At 54.1% G+C, this 15,970-nt stretch carries 14 protein-coding genes and 3 tRNA genes; 10 read left to right on the top strand and 7 right to left on the bottom strand.

Translation table 11 applies throughout. The features are described 5' to 3' along the window. Positions 1 to 40: 40 nt before the first annotated feature. From U738_RS19000 to U738_RS18980, 5 genes are all read right to left on the bottom strand, one after another. Positions 41 to 2,065, bottom strand: a complete 2,025-nt coding sequence (locus U738_RS19000; protein ID WP_035584139.1) for a CocE/NonD family hydrolase — start codon at positions 2,063 to 2,065, stop codon at positions 41 to 43. Next, positions 2,062 to 3,612 carry a BCCT family transporter gene (locus tag U738_RS18995; RefSeq protein ID WP_200882507.1) on the bottom strand — a complete coding sequence of 517 codons (1,551 nt, stop codon included), beginning with the start codon at positions 3,610 to 3,612 and terminating at the stop codon, positions 2,062 to 2,064. Before U738_RS18995 ends, U738_RS19000 begins: the two co-directional genes overlap by 4 nt. A 314-nt stretch (positions 3,613 to 3,926) precedes the next feature. Beyond that, positions 3,927 to 4,013 (bottom strand) — tRNA-Leu (locus U738_RS18990). 45 nt (positions 4,014 to 4,058) lie between these two features. Further along, positions 4,059 to 4,145: transfer RNA gene (locus U738_RS18985), tRNA-Leu, on the bottom strand. 79 nt (positions 4,146 to 4,224) lie between these two features. Then, positions 4,225 to 4,311: transfer RNA gene (locus U738_RS18980), tRNA-Leu, on the bottom strand. Between the two features lie 249 nt (positions 4,312 to 4,560). Here U738_RS18980 and rnr point away from each other — a divergent pair. The 9 genes from rnr (at position 4,561) to U738_RS18935 (ending at position 12,534) form a co-directional block, all read left to right on the top strand. Further along, positions 4,561 to 6,978: a ribonuclease R gene (rnr, locus tag U738_RS18975; protein WP_035584136.1), complete on the top strand. Its 2,418-nt coding sequence runs from the start codon at positions 4,561 to 4,563 to the stop codon at positions 6,976 to 6,978. 2 nt (positions 6,979 to 6,980) lie between these two features. Next, complete coding sequence (gene rlmB / locus U738_RS18970) at positions 6,981 to 7,766, top strand: 23S rRNA (guanosine(2251)-2'-O)-methyltransferase RlmB (protein WP_035584133.1); 786 nt, start codon at positions 6,981 to 6,983, stop codon at positions 7,764 to 7,766. 234 nt (positions 7,767 to 8,000) lie between these two features. Next, on the top strand, positions 8,001 to 8,378 hold the full coding sequence (rpsF, locus tag U738_RS18965; protein WP_007113338.1) for a 30S ribosomal protein S6: 378 nt from the start codon (positions 8,001 to 8,003) through the stop codon (positions 8,376 to 8,378). Positions 8,379 to 8,411: 33 nt separating this feature from the next. Continuing rightward, positions 8,412 to 8,639 carry a 30S ribosomal protein S18 gene (gene rpsR, locus U738_RS18960; RefSeq protein WP_007113337.1) on the top strand — a complete coding sequence of 76 codons (228 nt, stop codon included), beginning with the start codon at positions 8,412 to 8,414 and terminating at the stop codon, positions 8,637 to 8,639. Between the two features lie 12 nt (positions 8,640 to 8,651). Continuing rightward, positions 8,652 to 9,503, top strand: coding sequence for a hypothetical protein (locus U738_RS18955; RefSeq protein ID WP_035584130.1), 852 nt, complete (start codon positions 8,652 to 8,654; stop codon positions 9,501 to 9,503). A 15-nt stretch (positions 9,504 to 9,518) separates the two neighbouring features. After that, positions 9,519 to 9,965: a 50S ribosomal protein L9 gene (gene rplI, locus U738_RS18950; RefSeq protein ID WP_035584127.1), complete on the top strand. Its 447-nt coding sequence runs from the start codon at positions 9,519 to 9,521 to the stop codon at positions 9,963 to 9,965. Positions 9,966 to 10,224: 259 nt separating this feature from the next. Next, entirely contained in the window at positions 10,225 to 11,613 is a 1,389-nt protein-coding gene (gene dnaB / locus U738_RS18945) for a replicative DNA helicase (RefSeq protein ID WP_035584124.1), read from the top strand. Positions 11,614 to 11,736: 123 nt separating this feature from the next. Next, a complete protein-coding gene (locus U738_RS18940) occupies positions 11,737 to 12,030 on the top strand; it encodes a hypothetical protein (protein ID WP_035584122.1) in 294 nt (97 codons plus the stop codon). Between the two features lie 201 nt (positions 12,031 to 12,231). Then, entirely contained in the window at positions 12,232 to 12,534 is a 303-nt protein-coding gene (locus U738_RS18935) for a DUF6482 family protein (protein WP_035584120.1), read from the top strand. A 17-nt stretch (positions 12,535 to 12,551) separates the two neighbouring features. Here U738_RS18935 and U738_RS18930 read toward each other — a convergent pair whose 3' ends face one another. Together U738_RS18930 and U738_RS18925 are read right to left on the bottom strand one after the other, a co-directional pair. Further along, entirely contained in the window at positions 12,552 to 12,950 is a 399-nt protein-coding gene (locus tag U738_RS18930; RefSeq protein WP_035584119.1) for a thiol-disulfide oxidoreductase DCC family protein, read from the bottom strand. A 22-nt stretch (positions 12,951 to 12,972) separates the two neighbouring features. Further along, positions 12,973 to 14,574 carry a cryptochrome/photolyase family protein gene (locus U738_RS18925; RefSeq protein WP_035584117.1) on the bottom strand — a complete coding sequence of 534 codons (1,602 nt, stop codon included), beginning with the start codon at positions 14,572 to 14,574 and terminating at the stop codon, positions 12,973 to 12,975. A gap of 130 nt (positions 14,575 to 14,704) precedes the next feature. Here U738_RS18925 and hemH point away from each other — a divergent pair, with 130 nt between their 5' ends. Then, on the top strand, positions 14,705 to 15,784 hold the full coding sequence (gene hemH, locus U738_RS18920) for a ferrochelatase (RefSeq protein WP_035584114.1): 1,080 nt from the start codon (positions 14,705 to 14,707) through the stop codon (positions 15,782 to 15,784). Positions 15,785 to 15,970 lie beyond the last annotated feature (186 nt).

Raw genomic sequence — 15,970 nt, 5'->3', positions numbered from 1 at the left:
ACTGCCGAGCGGCGGCTGCCGCCCGGCCGGGTTGCAGAGACTAAACGGCCGTACGCGGGATCTCTCGCTGCCACGATTTATCGCTCACCAGCTTATCGTCTTCATAAGCGTGCTGCTCGGCATTCAGATAAAACGTGTGTTCATCGCAGTGTAGGTGGTAGCGGCTGAATACGCTGACGGCAAAGCTATCCTTCTCTCCTTCACGGCGAGCGCGGTACACCCACTCGATATCGGCGCGTGTACGAGTGGCATCGTCAGGGTGGCTGGTATAGGTCTCCTTAGCGTACTGTTCAACTTGCAAGCCGTGATCAAGAAATTTGATGTCCCCCATATCATCTTCAATGATCACGCTCACTTCGCCACTGCCCACATCTTCGCTGATGGTGCGCTTGGGGTGGCCAGTACGTAGGGTGTCCACCCGGCAGGGGGCAGCACTTTCTGGCGGCTCGAAAGGCATGGGAATATAGGGCGATTTGGATAACGGCAGCTCCAGGCTGGGTGTTCCTGATTTAAGGGTCAGGTCAGCGCGTTTTTTAGGCGACCACACCAGTGGAAAGCTGGCGCTGGAGAGGGCAATCCGTAATCGATGGCCCTTAGGCAGTCGATAGCCGATTAGATCCATGGTAAGGCGTACCTTCAAGGGTTCACCTGGTATGGGTGGCTCAATCGTCCCTGCATCGTCACGCAAATTCAGGTTAAGCGTGCCATAGGTAATCAAGGCACTTTCACCGCTGGGTGACACATCACACAAACGAGCGTGTAGCTGGCCGCACGCCTCGCTACTTTCCAGTGTCAGTGAAACCGAGGGTTGACCCAGGATGTCGAGCCCCTGTGCATAAGGCTCGGAGTCAAATGTCAGTGCAAGCGCATCGTCACGACGCTGATCGGGGGGGAAGTCAGCCCCAAACCATAATGGAATATACTCTCCTTGCAGGGCGCCAGTGGTAAGAGGCGATGCAATCAAGCAATCTTGGCTGAGATGAGTGTCGGACGCGAGGCCCTGGTCACCCAGCGTTAGCGTGATAGACCCACACTCGTCTTCAGGGGCTGGCCAACCACGGGTGCGCACCCACTGGCCCGGTCGCTCACGATACTTGGGAGCAGGCGGAACGCCATCTTGAAGGTAAAATGTGCAGGCGGGTTCATTCATTACACCTGTCTCAATACCCTTGAGCCAGTAATCCCACCAACGTAGCGCTTCTTGTAGAAAGCCAATCGCCGGGTCGGGCAGTGCGAAGTGTGGGTATTTGTGCATCCAAGGGCCCAGCAGTGCTTTTTTTGGGCATTGAAGATGCTCCATCATTCTAGGGATCGTATTGATATAGGAGTCGCCCCAGCCGCTTATCATGTAAACGGCCGCTTCAATGTCGGCATACTCCTCGCAGATGGAGCCATGCTTCCAATACTCGTCGCGATGCTGGTGCGTGAGCCAGGTTTCAGCCAGCAGAGGCATATTATCGAGGCGAGACTTCCACATATTGCGCCATCGATCGCCCACGAGTGCGGGGTCTGGTACCGCTGCTGAAAAACTTAGCATGGTGGCCGCCCAGCCAAGATTCTCCAGCAGCATATTGCCGCCCTTGTAATGAATATCATCAGCGTAGCGGTCATCGGTTGAGCAGAGCGTGATGATGGCCTTGAGCGGTGCGGGGCGCAGGGCGGCCACTTGCAGGCTATTAAAACCGCCCCAGGATATTCCCATCATGCCGAGCTGGCCATTACACCAAGGCTGGCTGGCAATCCATTCAATGACGTCAAGGGCGTCTGCCTGCTCTTGAGGGGCGTACTCATCTTCCATCAAACCATCTGATTCGCCGTTTCCGCGCATGTCTACTCGAACGCAGGCATAGCCGTGACCCGCGAAGTAGGGATGGGTCAATTCATCGCGAATCGCGGTTCCATCTCGCTTTCGGTATGGGAGATATTCCAGGATGGCTGGAACCGGTTGTGCTTCGGCGTCAACGGGCAACCAGATCCGCGCAGCTAAGCGGGTGCCGTCAGCCATTGGAATCCAAGTGTTCTCTATTTCGCGGGTGCGATGCGGAAAATCCTGCTTGATATTCATGAGTCACGCTTGTTGCTGGTGGGTGTTGGAGCACGATTAAGTTGCTCAGGGTTTTTTAGCCAGACCCAAAGCGAACCAGTGGCTATCAGCACGATAAACAGGGCTGGCAGGCCGCCTAGGTTAGACAGCATCTTGACGCCATCAATACCTACGAAACTCACCATCACCCAGGCGACGATCCCCACAATCACCCCCCAGGTGACTTTCATGGTAATCCCCGCATTGAGGTCTGAATCCGCTGTCAGCCCACGGGTGGAGAGATTGCCGATAGCATCGGTCTGGGAGTCGGCGGCCGTTACATAAGAGATATAAGCAATGAACAGCAGTAACGGTATCCACAGCCCTGAAAAGGGGAGTTGCCGGAATAGCTCATAAAGAACGTTTTCCACCCCGCGGTCATTGAGGATGGCGTAAAGATCGACGCCGGTGTGGGCCTGATAGTAAAGCGCAGTTCCAGAAAAGATCAGGATCCAGACGCTGGCGAACAGCGCTGGGTAAAGCAGGTTGACGCGAAGAAACTCACGTACGGTGTAGCCACAGGATATCTTGCCGAGAAACAGGGCGGCCACGGGGGCCCAGGAGAACCAAACGGCCCAATAAAATATCGACCACCACTGTGGCCACTGATCTTCCCCCGCCGCGCCGGTAAACAGACTCTTGGTAAAAAAGTTATCGATAAACACACCAAACGACTCTACTCCGAGAGCCAAGCTGAAAATGGTGGGGCCCGCGACGAAAGCGAACACGCCCAGAATAAGCAGCAGGACAGCATTTAGAGATGAAAATCGCGCAATACCTTTTTGCAGCCCGCTGGCGGCGGAAAGAACGAATGTTGTCACGATAATGGCGACAATAACGCCTAGCCGAAGGGGGCTGGTTTCACCACCCATATATTGGCCCACGCCACCCGCAAGCGTCAGGGCGCCGGTGCCCAGCGAAGAAGCCATGCCGGCTACCAGGGCATAGAGTGAAACGGCATCAATAAGTCCTGCAAAGCGTCTAATTCTTGAGCCGAAAAGAGGTTCAAGCATGCTGGAAATAGAGAAGCGAAGGCGCAAATTGTAAAACGCTAGGGCAAAGATCAGTGCGGGTACGGCATAAATAGCATAAGGCGTGAACGTCCAGTGTAAAAACATGGTCGACATCGCAAACACCATGGCATCGCTTGAACCAGCCTCTAAGCCACTTGAACTTGGCGGACTCATGAAATGATAAAGCGGTTCAGCGGTGGTCCAAAACAGAACCCCTACGGCTAAGGTGGTGCAAAGGGTGATCGAGAACCAACGAAAAGGTGATAAAAGAGGCTGGGCGGAAGGGCCACCAATGCGAACACGGCCGATAGGAGAGAAGTAAACAATAACCGCCATAATAAGCAGGTAAAGGCTACCTATACTGAACAGCCACGAAAAATTATTCAGGATGGCGCCATTAAGCCCGCTCGCAACGGCTAGAAAGGCGTCTAAATTGATATAGCTGGCAATGACTGCCGCAAATAGAACCAGAAATGTTGGCCAGAAGACCAACGGTCGCAGCGATTTTATCGGCATACCGTTCTCCCTTTATCGTTATTGCTATGCTTGAATTTCATGGCATAACAACCTAACGCCTTTCTAATCCTGATATAAAGCGAAGACTCGGAATGGGGGTATGCGTTGAATGCATGGGTGGCCAATAGCTTAGCTAGCCATACAGACAGCAAACGCTGGAAGTTAAAATCTAAATATAGGGGCGAGCAGGAAGCTAGAACTGGTGGCGACTTAAACCCATGGGATAAAAGAGCGCATAGGAGATGAAAGGGGATTTAGAGAGAATAGAACATACTGAAGAGAGTACACTGATGCGGACTGGCCCATGTAAGTCATGGTGCCCAGGAGAGGACTTGAACCTCCACGTCCATACGGACACTAGCACCTGAAGCTAGCGCGTCTACCAATTCCGCCACCTGGGCGCATCATCTAACGCTTAGATTAACTACTTACCGTTTGTGTTCGTATGGTGCCCAGGAGAGGACTTGAACCTCCACGTCCATACAGACACTAGCACCTGAAGCTAGCGCGTCTACCAATTCCGCCACCTGGGCGAACACAAACTTTGACTTACTTGTTACCACCTGCCTTAGCACCGTCCTGCTTATACAAATAAATAGCATAAAAGCAGTTTGGTGCCCAGAAGAGGACTTGAACCTCCACGTCCATACGGACACTAGCACCTGAAGCTAGCGCGTCTACCAATTCCGCCATCTGGGCAAGTGGCGCGTATAATACCGGGGTGATGGTTAAATGCAAGACCCCACAGGTGCTTTTTATAAAGCAAATTGTATAAACAACGTCTAAGACGGTTGGGTGATTGAACGTGCAGCGCTATACTGCGCCCATGACTAAACAAAACCCTATTCATTTCAGCTTATCAAGCATTGAAATATCCAGCCCGCAACGCACCGCGTTTGCGCCTTTTTTATGCCTCCCGCAAATGACGCCATCAAGGATGTTGATCGCATGAAGTATTGGACGTTGAGTGATGATCCGCACGCCGAGCGTGAGGCACATAAATATGGCAACCCAGCACCGAGCCGTGAGTACTTACTTGCTGCCCTAGAAAGCTATGGTAAGCCGATTACCCACGAAAATATGAGCCGCATGCTGGGGCTGGAAGACGAAGACCTTATTGAAGCCGTCAGGCGCCGATTGGCGGCGATGGAGCGGGACGGTCAAGTGCTGCGCGACCGTCGCGGCGCCTACGCGCTGATCGACAAGCTCGATCTGGTCAAAGGCAAGGTGCTGGGGCACCGAGACGGCTTTGGTTTTCTGCTGCGCGATGATGGCAAAAAGCCAGACCTAGTGTTGCCACCGCGCCAAATGCGGCGCGTTTTTCACGGTGACCATGTGTTGGCGCGCATTAGTGGGCGTGATCGCCGTGGCCGTGATGAGGCGACCATTGCCGATGTCATTGCGCGCAACACGCAAACCATCGTCGGCGTTTACCGCAGTAATACCCCTGAATTTGGTATTCTGATTCCGGAAAATCCGCGTATTACTCAGGAAGTGATTATTCCTCATAGCGCCTGCGGCGGCGCTAAAGATGGCCAGGTGATCTCGGCCAAGATTGTCCAGCAGCCGGCCACCCGAGTGCAGCCGGTGGGCGAAGTGGTCGAAGTGCTGGGGGAGCGTATGGATCCTGGTATGGAAATTGATATTGCGATTCGCAGTTACGATATTCCTGCAGAGTTTCCGCCTGAAGTGCTCGATCAGATCGCCGGTATTTCAGCAGAAGTGCTGGAAGAGGATAAGCAGCACCGCGTTGATCTGCGCGATGTGCCGCTGGTTACCATCGACGATGAGTCCGCCAAAGACTTTGACGATGCGGTATGCGCGTGGAAAACCAAATCAGGTAGTTGGAAGCTTCTCGTCGCCATTGCCGATGTTTCCCACTATGTGCGCCCAGGCACGCCGCTGGACGATGAAGGCCGTACCCGGGGTAACTCGGTCTACTTCCCCGGCCAAGTCGTTCCCATGCTGCCGGAGCTGCTGTCCAACGGGCTCTGTTCGCTGAATCCCCACGTGGATCGCCTGGTGCTGGTATGCGAGATGAATATCTCTCAAACCGGTGCTATTAGCCGCTACCGCTTCTACGAAGCCGTCATGAATTCCCACGCCCGCCTTACCTACAACAAGGTGGCCGCGATTCTCGATGAGAAGAGTGAAGAGGGTGAGGCGCTACGCGCCGAGCATAACGAGCTAGTGAAGCCGCTGAAAAATCTTGAAGAGCTTTACTACTTGTTGCGCGAAGCACGTGCGGAGCGCGGCGCGATTGATTTTGATACCACTGAAACGGCGATCATCTTTAATGATGAACGCAAAATCGAAAAAATCGTCCCGCGTAGCCGTAACAATGCCCATAAGCTGATTGAAGAGTGCATGCTGGCGGCCAACGTGGCGACCGCGCGCTTTTTGGATAAGCATGACTTGCCAGCGCTGTACCGGATCCACGAGCGTCCAACACCTGAACGGCTTGATAAGCTGCGCCTGTTCTTGAACGAGCTAGGCCTTGCGGTTGGCGGTGGCGATATGCCCACCCCGCAGGATTACCAGGCGCTACGTGAAACGATATCCGACCGTCCCGACTTTGATATCATCCAGACGGTCATGCTGCGCTCGATGAACCAGGCGGTCTACTCGCCGCAAAACGAAGGCCACTTTGGTTTGGCCTATCAGGCCTACGCCCACTTTACCTCGCCGATTCGTCGCTACCCCGACCTGCTGGTACACCGCGCCATTCGTTCGGTGATCCGCGGTCCGCGTCAGACCAATACGGTGCTTCGCGTTGAGGGTGCGCCGGTTGAGCCGCCCAGCAAGTGGTGTCCGTATACCTTCGAGCAGATGCTTGAGCTGGGTGAACACTGCTCAATGACTGAGCGCCGCGCCGACGAGGCTACGCGTGATGTAGAGAGCTGGCTGAAGTGCGAGTTTATGTCCGACAAACTCGGTGAAACCTTCGAAGGTACCATCGCTTCGGTCACCCAGTTCGGCCTGTTTGTACGCCTGGATGAGTTCTATGTGGAAGGCCTGGTGCATGTCACGTCGCTGCCCTCGGACTACTACCATTACGAGGCTGAGAAGCACCGTCTTAAAGGCGAGCGCACCGGCACGACCTACCGCTTAGGTGATGGCCTTACCGTTCAGGTGGCGCGTGTCGATATGGATGACCGTAAGATTGACTTCGGTCTGAATGATGAGAAGCCACGCCCACGCCGTCAGCCGCGTAAGAGCCGCGGTGGGGAAGAGGGCGCCGGTGCTAAAAGAGATAGTGCCAAAGCTGCTGGAGACAAGAAACCCAATAGCGAGAAGCCCGCCACCCGCCGTGGTCCCCGGCGCACCCGTAATGGCCCGCGCAAACCATCACCGAATAAGGGGTGAGCATGAAGTCGGCGTCTTCTCGGCGGGGGCCCAAGACCCCTGATGGCCTGGATCAGGTATACGGCGTTCATGCCCTGCAAAGCCTGCTAGACAGAGGTGAAGCGCCCCGGGAACTTTGGGTGCAGCAGGGGGCGGGTAGTCGCTTAAAAGAGTTGGTCGCCCAAGCCCAGGCCCACGGCGCCCGAGTGAAGGAGCAGCCACGCGACCTGCTTGATCAGTTAACCCAGGGCGCGGCCCATCAAGGGGTGGTGGCGTTCTGTCCGCCGTTAACCCCTGAAGGTGAAGAGTCGCTCTGGCTTAAGCTGCGCGCCTGGCAGGCGTCTACACCGCCGCTTCTACTTATTCTCGATGGTGTCACTGATGTGCATAACTTCGGCGCCTGCCTGCGCAGTGCTGATGCCGCCGGTGCCCACGGGGTGATTGTGGCAAAGGATAAAGCCGCGCCGCTCAATGCAACGGTGCGCAAGGTCGCTTGTGGTGCTGCCGAAGTAGTGCCGGTTTATCAAGTCACCAATCTGGCGCGTACGCTCGCCAAGCTAAAAGATGCCGGTGTGTGGATAACCGGTACGGCTGGCGAGGCTGAGGCCAGCGTCTTTGATATTGATATGACAGGCCCCACCGCACTGGTGATGGGGGCAGAAGGCAAGGGCATGCGGCGCTTGACCCGCGAAGCGTGCGATAACCTCGCCAAGCTCCCTATGGCAGGGGAGGTTTCTAGCCTTAATGTTTCGGTGGCCACCGGTATTTGTCTGTTTGAGGCTGTCCGTCAGCGCCAGCTTGCAAGTTAACCGCCGTACTACTAAGATACACGCGCCCGTTTGTCTGCAAATGGGCGTTAGCTGTAAGAACTAGTCGTTGAAACAGTAATTGAAATCGTTGTTGAAATAAAAGTTCTGTTTGATGCCCCAATAGCCGTCTAGTGCGGTGGCGGAGCACTTCAGTTAACTCCTTGCTTCCCTGTCGTCGTTTATTGCGTTTAGCAATTGCACACAACGGAAGCTGTCAAACCGCAAGGAGATCCCATGCGTCATTACGAAATCGTATTTATGGTCCACCCGGATCAAAGCGAGCAGGTGCCGGCGATGGTCGAGCGCTACACCAGCATCGTTACCGAAAACAGCGGCACTGTGCACCGTCTAGAAGATTGGGGCCGTCGTCACTTGGCTTACCCGATCAACAAGATCCACAAAGCCCACTACGTGCTGATGAACGTTGAATGTTCCGGCGAGACTCTCGACGAGATCGAGAACATCTTCCGTTACAACGACGCCATCATCCGCAGCTTGGTTGTACGCTGCAAAGAAGCGGTTACTGAAGCTTCACCGATGATGAAACCGGCAGAAGAAAAACGTCCGCGTCGCGAAGAAAAACCGCGCGCTGAAGAAGAAGAAACTGCCTGATTTTATTCACTGCACGTTTTAAGGAGCTAGTCCATGGCACGTTTTTTCCGTCGCCGTAAGTTTTGCCGCTTTACCGCTGAAGGCATCAAGCAGATCGACTACAAAGATCTGGACACGCTGAAGGCCTACGTAACCGAAACCGGCAAGATCGTTCCAAGCCGTATTACCGGCACCAAAGCACGCTATCAGCGTCAGTTGGCGACTGCTATCAAGCGCTCGCGTTATCTGGCGCTGCTGCCCTACTCCGATAGCCACCAGTAAGCGTTTAACGTGATGCTGGCACTAGCCCGGTGGCTAATGCGGGGCACGCCTTACGCTGCAGGCGGGGCGGCTCTGGCAACGCTAGTGCCGTGGTTGTTCTGGTTAGGAGCAGCCATTGCTGCGTTGATGACCCTGCGCAAAGGTTTTGCACCTGCGCTACCGGTGATCATCGCCGCAGCACTACCGGCCGGTTGGTGGTGGGCTCAGGGTGACGTGATTCCGCTTGCTAGCATACTGCTGGTAACGCTGATGGCCGTTATCCTGCGCGAGAGGATGCGTTGGGGAGAAACCTTGATTGTGGGGACCTTGGTCGCCGCTGTTATGGTTCAACTGGGCATCTTCAGTCCGCCAGGCGGCACTGAGCTAATGCTTGAGCAACTGCGTGAAGGTTCAGAAGAAGTGGATCGCATGCTCACGGAATTTGCCAATCAAGGCTACGATACTCAAACCATTGCCTCATTGGTGGTGGGTGGAGTGACTGGGCTTGTGGTGCTGTTGGCAGCCATCGTGTGCTTGGCGCTTGCGCGTAGCTGGCAAGCTGGGTTGTACAACCCAGGTGGCTTTCGCGAAGAGTTCCACGCACTGCGCTTGACCCCTAAGGAGCTGGCCGTACTGGTCGTCATTGGGGTGATAGGCATGCTGTTAGGCGCTCATGCGCTGGCGATGCTTGGTTGGATTCCGCTGTTGGTAGCTGGCGTTGCGTTAGTGCACGGGTTTATTGGAATAAAGGGGATGAACGGGCTGTGGCTGGTAGCATTTTATGTGCTACTGATCACGACCTGGCCCACGATTCTCATTGTGCTGCTGTTGGGGCTGATTGATACATTCGCGAACGTTCGCGCACGCCTTGCCCGCAGCAACTGACAAGAGGTTTACGAGATGGAAGTCATTCTGCTCGACAACATTGGTAAGCTGGGCGGCCTGGGTGACAAGGTCACCGTCAAGCCTGGTTATGGTCGTAACTACTTGGTGCCTTACGGTTTAGCCGTACCGGCAACCAAAGACAACATCGAAGCGTTTGAAGCGCAGCGTGCTGAGCTCGAAGCGCAAGCTGCTGAGCGTAAGGCTGAAGCCGAAGCGCGCGCTGAGCAGTTGAACGACATCGAACTGTCTTTGGTTTCCAAAGCAGGCGATGAAGGCAAGCTGTTTGGTTCGATTGGTCCGCGTGACCTGGCCGACGCAATTTCTTCTGCTGGCATCGATGTTGCCAAGAGCGAAGTTCGTATGCCGACGGGTCCTATTCGCCAAACGGGTGAATACGACATCGCTATTCACTTGCACGCTGAAGTGGATGCCGTTGTACGCGTGGTGGTAGTTGCAGAGTAACTAAGTAAAGACTTAGCCACTCATTGTGCTAGCACGAACGCCTCAAAAGGCGCGGGATACCCCGCGCCTTTTGTTATTTCTGATGCCTGTGTTTTACGGCAGGAGTACTGGATATTGTCATAAACCCGCCTCGGCTATTAAGGTTTGGCGTTTTTCAGACAATGTCTAGATGGGTGGTAATGTCGGTGGTCGAATGCGCCCGCTCCGGCTAACATATCCCTCTTCATCGGTTACGCTGATGTGTTTAAAGGAGCTCGCTATGCAGGATCAGCCTTCTGCTGATAAAGAAACGGCAGCGTTAAAGCTGCCGCCGCATTCGTTGGAGGCGGAGCAGTCGGTACTAGGCGGGCTCATGCTGGACAACCAGGCCTGGGATAACGTCTCAGAGCGCTTGGTCGCTGATGATTTCTACCGCTATGAGCACCGTTTGGTGTTCAACGTGATGATTCACCTGGCTGAAGCCGGCCAGCCACTGGACGTGGTGACGCTTTCCGAGGCGCTGGAAGCACGTGATCATTTGGATACGGTCGGTGGGCTGGCGTTTCTGGCTGAGCTTGCCCGTAACACGCCCTCTGCCAGTAATATTCGCGCCTACGCCGATATCGTACGTGAGCGGGCAACGCTACGTAAGCTGATCCGTGCCGCTAATCAAATTGCCGATAGTGCTTTTACCCCCCAGGGGCGCCCGGCTGATGAGTTGCTCAACGAAGCCGAGCGGCTGGTATTCCAGATTGCCGAGGAGCGTCCCAAAACAGGCGGCCCTATCGGCATGAGTGATCTATTGACCAAAGCCGTTGATCGCATTGACGAGCTGTTTAACCTTAAAGGTGAGATGACCGGGCTTTCCACCGGTTTCCGTGATCTAGATGAAATGACCACCGGCTTGCAGCCTTCGGATATGGTGGTGATTGCAGGCCGCCCCTCAATGGGTAAAACCACTTTCGCCATGAATCTGGTTGAGCATGCAGTTATTTCCAGCGACAAGCCGGTCATGGTGTTCTCCATGGAGATGCCCGCAGAATCGCTAATGCTGAGGATGCTGTCCTCGCTGGGCAGGATCGATCAAACCCGCGTGCGTACCGGTCAACTGGAAGATGAGGATTGGCCGCGTTTAACCTCCGCGGTTAATCTGCTCAAAGATAAGCAGCTGTTTATTGATGACACTGCCGCCTTATCGCCTAACGAGATGCGCTCACGGTTGCGGCGTGTGGTGCGTGAACACGGCAATATCGCGCTGGTCATGATCGATTATCTTCAGTTAATGCAGATTCCCGGCTTCAATGAAAACCGTACCGGTGAGATTTCTGAAATTTCACGCTCCTTGAAGGGCTTGGCAAAAGAGTTTAACTGCCCGGTGGTTGCGCTCTCACAGTTGAACCGCTCATTGGAGCAGCGCCCCAATAAACGTCCGGTTATGTCGGATTTGAGGGAGTCTGGAGCGATTGAGCAGGATGCGGACGTTATTGCCTTCGTTTATCGCGATGAAGTCTATAATCCAGATAACCCCGACAATCAGGGTATTGCCGAGTTAATTATCGGTAAGCAGCGTAATGGGCCTATCGGCACGGTACATATGGCGTTTATCGGCAAATATACCCGCTTTGAGGATTTGGCGCCGGATAGTTACGGCCAAGCCTTCGGCGACTAAGTTTTGATGACCGGTTCTTGATGACAGGTTTCTTTTATTACAGGCGAGTGATGAGTCACTTGAGGATGGGGAGCGAGTTCGTATAATGCCCCACCCACGATATGCAAAAAATGGGAGTAGCACATGGCAGGTGGATTTCGGCGCGGTAATCGGCAGCGTCTTCCTAAACTTGAGGGGCGCGGTGAGCTAGAGGCGCTAGAGCGCGAGGGCCCTTTCAAAGAGTGGTTGGGTATGCCAGACCTTTATCGCTACCATTTGGTCGTGGCAGGCGAGAAGTATAGCTACCAGACCGAAGACGGTGAGCTGCCCGTGACCGTGGGGGATAAGGTGGTGTTCCGTTACAAAGAGACCAAAGGCGGCAACTGGATTGACCGCAATTCGCTGGGTAAAGCCATCGACCCCTCTGAATATCAATGATGTCTTGACCTTCCGGTCAGGAACTCTCTTGCACTATTGGCCTCCTAGCTATTAATGTCTAGTGATTGCTTGTTGTCATTACATTGCAATGACGGGGCAACAGAAGTGTCATGGGGTGCAGTCATGCTGTGCCCTGATGACATATCTGAAGGCATACCGTCTGACATTCCTTATGACATCGCCAAATAATAGGAGGGAACCATGGAACTGAAGGATCTTAAGCAGTTTGTCGCCAGTCACGACAACTTTGAAATTCGCGTGATTACCCATTCGGGTAGCCGCTTTTATCAGGTTGAACTGGAAGACGTTGAAGGCGAGCGGCACATGCTGATGCAGCGTACCAAGCCGATGCTATTTCGCTCGCTGGACGATGCCTATATGGAGCTTAAGCGTGCTGGGATTCACCGTGCTTACTTAGTGCAGCATGTGCCCCACGACGAAGTGATTGGCCGCGATGCGCATTATAGCGAGCCGCTGACATCGCGCATGCCGCTTGTTTTCTAAGGCGCTATTCTCACCCATTAACGTTTAGCCTGACGCTTTTCCCACCACCGCCCAAGCCGAATTCGACGACGGGCAAAAAACCGGTAACCGGCGTTCATTGCGCCGTATAGAGCCGGTAAGCACGAAAGCCTCACCAGCCGCCGATAGCCCAACACTGCATAGAGGGCACGGCTGGCATCCATACCGATAAACCACTCTCCTTGGCTGTCGCGCAGGTGCAACTGGCCCATCATGGCGTTAAATTCTTTTCCATACTCATGGGCGTTAAAGTCCTGAGCCTGAATATCGACCAGCGCGATGTGTTCCCGATGGCGATGCTTTTCCAGCCACGCAACTTCCTGCTGGCAAAAGGGGCAGTGGCCGTCGTGAAATAGCGTGACCGGCGGTAACGCGTTTAACGGTGCGAAGCGGCTCATGGTGACTCCTGGTTGGTATTGTTCATATGGGTATCGATCGTATGCCATCGGTTTTGGTAGTGGCATAGCCGGCGGTGTGACAGGCTTGCCCATAGCCAGGTGACACTTCCAGTTGAGCCAAGAAGCTTTCAGCCTGTTGGCGCATTGCTTCACGCTTGTCATCGGACATTCTGCTGAGCGAGCCGTAAATTAGCTTCATGCGCGGGTTCTGGTTCAATTGCTCGGCATTAGTTTCCAGGAAGTGCCAGTAAAGGCTGTTGAAAGGGCAGGCCTTTGGCCCTGTAACCTGCTTAGGCGAGTAGCGACAGTGCTGGCAATGATCTGACATCTTGTCGATATATTTACCCGATGCACAATAAGGTTTGGAGCCCATTAAGCCGCCATCCGCATGGAGTACCATGCCCAAGGTATTGGGCAGTTCCACCCATTCGCTGGCATCGGCATAAACAGCCAGGTACCAGTCGCATAGCGCCTCGGGTTTGACCCCACACAGCAGGGCAAAATTGCCCGTGACCATTAGTCGTTGAATATGGTGGGCGTAGCTATTATCGATGGTCATCTGTATGGCACGCTGCAGGCAGCGCATATCGGTATTCGCATCCCAGTAAAACGCTGGTAGCTCGCGGTTGAAGCCGAGCTGATTAGCGCTTTTGTAGTTGGGCATCTGTGTCCAGTAGAGCCCGCGTACGTATTCTCGCCAGCCAAGAATTTGGCGGATAAAGCCTTCGGCGGCGTTGATCGGCACATCGCCGTCATAGTAGCGCTGCTCGACGGCTGCACAGACTTCATGGGGCGACAGCAAGCCGAGGTTCATCGCGGCTGAGAGCCGTGAGTGATATAGATAGGGCGCTGAATCGCTAATCGCATCCTGATAGCAGCCAAAGTCAGCCAGCCCATGCTCAGTGAAGTGATTTAAATCTACCAGCGCTTGTCGGCGGGTGACCGGCAGGTTGAAGTTTTCCACACAACCTATGTGATCACCAAAGTGGCGTTCCGCATCGGCCAATGCGTCTTTTGTCAGCGTGTCAAAGCGGTGTTGTGGCAGGTCAGGAAACTCAAGCGCTGCTTTGATAGGTTGGCGATTGTCGTGGTCAAAATTCCACTTGCCGCCAGCGGGTTCATTGCCCTCCATCAAGATCCCGGTACGCTTGCGCTGCTCGCGATAAAAGTATTCTAGGCGCAGCTGCTTGCGGCCTGTGGCCCAGTTGGCGAAATCCTTTGGCGTGGTAAAGAAGCGCTCATCTTCAAGTAGCCGCCATGGAGTCGTTGCGTCTTTGCGCTGCTGCATCGCCTCCCACAGCCGCCATTCACCTGGTCGGGCAACGCGTATCTCATCGCAGCCATACTGTTGGGCGATGCGCTCAGCTTCATCAATGAGGGAGTGACAGTTATCCGCATCGTCCAGAGCGCTGTAGTGAACTTGAAAGCCTTTTTCACGCAGCGCTTGGGCAAAGTGACGCATGGCGGCCAAAAAGAGGCCGATTTTATGTATATGATGCGGCACATAGCGGGCTTCTTCAGCCACTTCGCAAAGGGCAACCACGGCATTGGCGGGGGCGTCTTGCAGCGTTGTTAGTGAAAAAGAGAGCTGGTCACCAAGAACCAAAAGCAAAGGCTTGGACATGAATTGCCTCGGAGTTATACAAATAATGTTGATAGTATAACTTTATGCCGCCAGTTTGCCGAAAAGTGATAGCATTTAATTAGCTTGTACCGAGTGTTAGCGAGATCGTAATTTTCCAGGAGCATGACTAATGACCGAGAATGTCGTCAAGGATCAGCCGGGCGAGGGCCGCTTGGCCCATGCACCTAGCGATCATCCACCGGTGCCACGTGCCAAAGTGGGCGTGGTGCTAGCGAACTTGGGAACCCCGGATGCCACTGACTATTGGTCAATGCGTCGTTACCTGAATGAATTTCTGTCTGATAAGCGCGTGGTCGACTATGCCGGTTGGAAATGGCAGCCGTTGCTACAGCTGATTATTTTGACCAAGCGGCCATTCTCATCGGGTAAAGCGTACCGAAGTATTTGGAACAACGAGAAAAACGAAAGCCCGCTGCTGACAACTACTCGCGCTCAGACTGAAAAAATGACCGCACGGTTAAAAGCGCTTTACGGTGATGACGTCGAAGTCGATTTTTGCATGCGCTACGGCAATCCCTCGACGGAAAGCGTGCTGACGCGATTAAAAGAGAAAGGGTGCGAGCGAATCGTGTTTTTTCCGCTTTACCCTCAGTACGGTTCACCGACCACGGCCACGGCGAATGACCAGGCATTTCGCACCCTGATGAAGATGAAATGGCAACCTTATATACGCACGGTGCCGGCTTATTTTGAACATCCTGCCTACATTCAGGCGTTGGCCAATTCAGTACAAGAAGCCTACGACGGTTTATCAACCCGGCCTACTAAGCTGGTGGCCAGCTACCATGGTGTCCCCGAGCGCTATCTGATGGAGGGGGATCCTTACCACTGTCAGTGCCAGAAAACCACGCGCCTGCTGCGTGAGAAGCTGGGTTTTAGTAAAGAGGAGGTGGATACCGCTTTTCAGTCGCAGTTTGGGCCCGAAAAATGGGTCGGCCCGCAAACTGTCAAGCATGTGGCGGAACTCGCCAAGCAGGGACATAAACACATTGCCATTATGTCGCCTGCCTTCTCTTCCGACTGTGTCGAAACCTTGGAGGAGATCGAGGAGGAGATACACGATAGCTTTATGGAAGCGGGGGGCGAAACGTTCAGCTATATCCCTTGCCTGAATGATCGTGACGACCATATCGAGGCCTTGCTTGCCGTCATCAATAATGAATTAGCCGGATGGCTATCGGCTCCTTAGCGCCACATTTATCGTCAATGCTAGCTCAAACTAGCCGCAGTGCGAATCAAGACGCCTGCGGCTATTTGCGTTTAAGGGTTTGACTGGTCAGCCAAAACTGACTGTTATAAGGTGTACAACTTTAGAATCACTATTATTCAACGCTGGCATGCCAGTGATAAGGCACGATGCCTGGGCTTTAGCCGC

The organism is Halomonas sp. TG39a, assembly GCF_000744395.1.
GTDB classification, from domain to species: Bacteria; Pseudomonadota; Gammaproteobacteria; order Pseudomonadales; family Halomonadaceae; genus Vreelandella; species Vreelandella ventosae_B.
This window is presented reverse-complemented; position numbering and strand designations above follow the sequence as displayed.

Bases quoted from the DNA above. Each gene is read 5' to 3' on its own strand.
- U738_RS19000 (WP_035584139.1), bottom strand. From the start codon at position 2,065: ATGAATATCAAGCAGGATTTTCCGCATCGCACCCGCGAAATAGAGAAC.
- U738_RS18995 (WP_200882507.1), bottom strand. From the start codon at position 3,612: ATGCCGATAAAATCGCTGCGACCGTTGGTCTTCTGGCCAACATTTCTG.
- rnr (WP_035584136.1), top strand. From the start codon at position 4,561: ATGAAGTATTGGACGTTGAGTGATGATCCGCACGCCGAGCGTGAGGCA.
- rlmB (WP_035584133.1), top strand. From the start codon at position 6,981: ATGAAGTCGGCGTCTTCTCGGCGGGGGCCCAAGACCCCTGATGGCCTG.
- rpsF (WP_007113338.1), top strand. From the start codon at position 8,001: ATGCGTCATTACGAAATCGTATTTATGGTCCACCCGGATCAAAGCGAG.
- rpsR (WP_007113337.1), top strand. From the start codon at position 8,412: ATGGCACGTTTTTTCCGTCGCCGTAAGTTTTGCCGCTTTACCGCTGAA.
- U738_RS18955 (WP_035584130.1), top strand. From the start codon at position 8,652: ATGCTGGCACTAGCCCGGTGGCTAATGCGGGGCACGCCTTACGCTGCA.
- rplI (WP_035584127.1), top strand. From the start codon at position 9,519: ATGGAAGTCATTCTGCTCGACAACATTGGTAAGCTGGGCGGCCTGGGT.
- dnaB (WP_035584124.1), top strand. From the start codon at position 10,225: ATGCAGGATCAGCCTTCTGCTGATAAAGAAACGGCAGCGTTAAAGCTG.
- U738_RS18940 (WP_035584122.1), top strand. From the start codon at position 11,737: ATGGCAGGTGGATTTCGGCGCGGTAATCGGCAGCGTCTTCCTAAACTT.
- U738_RS18935 (WP_035584120.1), top strand. From the start codon at position 12,232: ATGGAACTGAAGGATCTTAAGCAGTTTGTCGCCAGTCACGACAACTTT.
- U738_RS18930 (WP_035584119.1), bottom strand. From the start codon at position 12,950: ATGAGCCGCTTCGCACCGTTAAACGCGTTACCGCCGGTCACGCTATTT.
- U738_RS18925 (WP_035584117.1), bottom strand. From the start codon at position 14,574: ATGTCCAAGCCTTTGCTTTTGGTTCTTGGTGACCAGCTCTCTTTTTCA.
- hemH (WP_035584114.1), top strand. From the start codon at position 14,705: ATGACCGAGAATGTCGTCAAGGATCAGCCGGGCGAGGGCCGCTTGGCC.